General features: G+C 35.7%; 3 protein-coding genes. 2 read left to right on the forward strand and 1 reads right to left on the reverse strand.

Going from position 1 to position 1,514, the window contains the following annotated elements; translation table 11 throughout:
* Together ACP6PL_RS10545 and ACP6PL_RS10550 are read left to right on the forward strand one after the other, a co-directional pair.
* On the forward strand, positions 1-590 hold a 590-nt coding region (locus ACP6PL_RS10545), incomplete at its 5' end, for a CAAD domain-containing protein (protein ID WP_426545212.1).
* Positions 591-720: 130 nt separating this feature from the next.
* Entirely contained in the window at positions 721-1,215 is a 495-nt protein-coding gene (locus tag ACP6PL_RS10550) for a hypothetical protein (RefSeq protein WP_426545213.1), read from the forward strand.
* 80 nt (positions 1,216-1,295) lie between these two features.
* Here the strand turns inward: ACP6PL_RS10550 and ACP6PL_RS10555 are convergent.
* Positions 1,296-1,514: hypothetical protein (locus ACP6PL_RS10555; RefSeq protein ID WP_426545214.1), on the reverse strand; the 219-nt coding region annotated here is incomplete at its 5' end.

The following is a 1,514-nucleotide window of genomic DNA, read 5'->3' on the forward strand; positions in this document are numbered from 1 at the left end:
CTGGTGCAGCAGCTAAGACTCCAACTGAACCAACGGTAGCTAAAGAGAGTAAAGTTTCCACACCAGCAACTCCGACTACTCCAACTACTGGTGCAGCAGCTAAGACTCCAGCAGAACCGACGGTAGCTAAAGAAAGCAAAGTTGCCACACCAACTACTCCGACTACTGGTGCAGAAACGATAGAACAAAAAGTAGCTGCTCAGGTTGAAACTCCCATCTTAGATGCTCAAAAACCTGTAGACACAGAAACTAATAAAACCATTGATCTTGAACAATTCAATAAAATTAAAGAACAATTTCTCAATATCTTTTCTAACTTTCCTGACTACATTAGCCAATTCTATCAAGAATATCAAAGTCAGCTTAAAGTAGTTGGTTCGCTGACCTTAGCAATATTAACTTTGACGTTAATTGTTAGTTTTCTGCAAGCCTTGCAAGGAATTCCTATTCTATCAGTTGGCTTTGAATCAATTGGGATGGGATATGCAGTTTGGTTTGTTTACCGTTATTTGCTGCGAAAATCTAATCGGCAAGAATTATTAGATAAAATTCAAGAGATAAAAGCAGAAATTGTTGGTAAGCAATCTTAAATAAGAGTTTCACATACTCAAAAAAAAACAGGGGGGGAATCAAACATATTAAAGTGAAACAGCAAAATTTTTGATTCACATTTTCCCCCTATAATTTTTTTGACTTTATTATCGGAAAACAGCACTCTAAATGAATAGAAATCAACTTAGAAAAACGATATTATTTTTAGGAGTATTGTTTTCATTAGCAGGGATGCAGAAAATTACCCCAGTTTTCTCCCAAGATTTACAATTGACACCTATATTTGAAGATGTCAACCTGTATCCAAAATCTCCTCAAAACCGAATGATTATTAGAGGGTTAAGTGGAGGACCTATATCTGCGAAAGAAACAACAGGCAGAGAAAACACTGTAACAGGACCATGTGCAGGTTTTATTGATAAAGAACCAGATCATAGAATAATTTTAAATGGTTTTTTTGAATCTCTGAAACTTGAGGTTAAAAGTAGTGAAGATACAACTTTAGTAATTAGAGGTCCTGGAGGTAGTTGGTGTAATGATGACTTTGAAGGAAAAAATCCAGGAATTATAGGTCAATGGTTTTCAGGTACTTATGAAATTTGGATAGGTTCTTACCAAAGAAATAAATATTATCCTTATGTAATTAAAATTACTCAAGAATAAGAAGCTCATATAAATAAAATATTGTTGTAGGGATGTTCTATGAAACATCCCTACTCTGACATCTGTTCCCTGTTTCCTATTTATGGGAGTTTTGTTGTAGATGGCATAGGATGATGAGGAGTTGCGATCTTTGGTTGTAGTTTTGTTTTGGGTCTTACAAAATAAGAATTTTTTACTATTGGTTGCAATGCAGGTGGAACAGGATGGGGATTTTTGATTATAGGTTGAGGTCGGGGTATAACAGAATTGACTGGTGCAGGCGCCACAGGTTGCATGAGAACATTTGTTAAGACTGGTTG

Source organism: Dapis purpurea BLCC-M126 (genome assembly GCF_050015975.1).
Classification (GTDB): domain Bacteria; phylum Cyanobacteriota; class Cyanobacteriia; order Cyanobacteriales; family Microcoleaceae; genus Trichodesmium.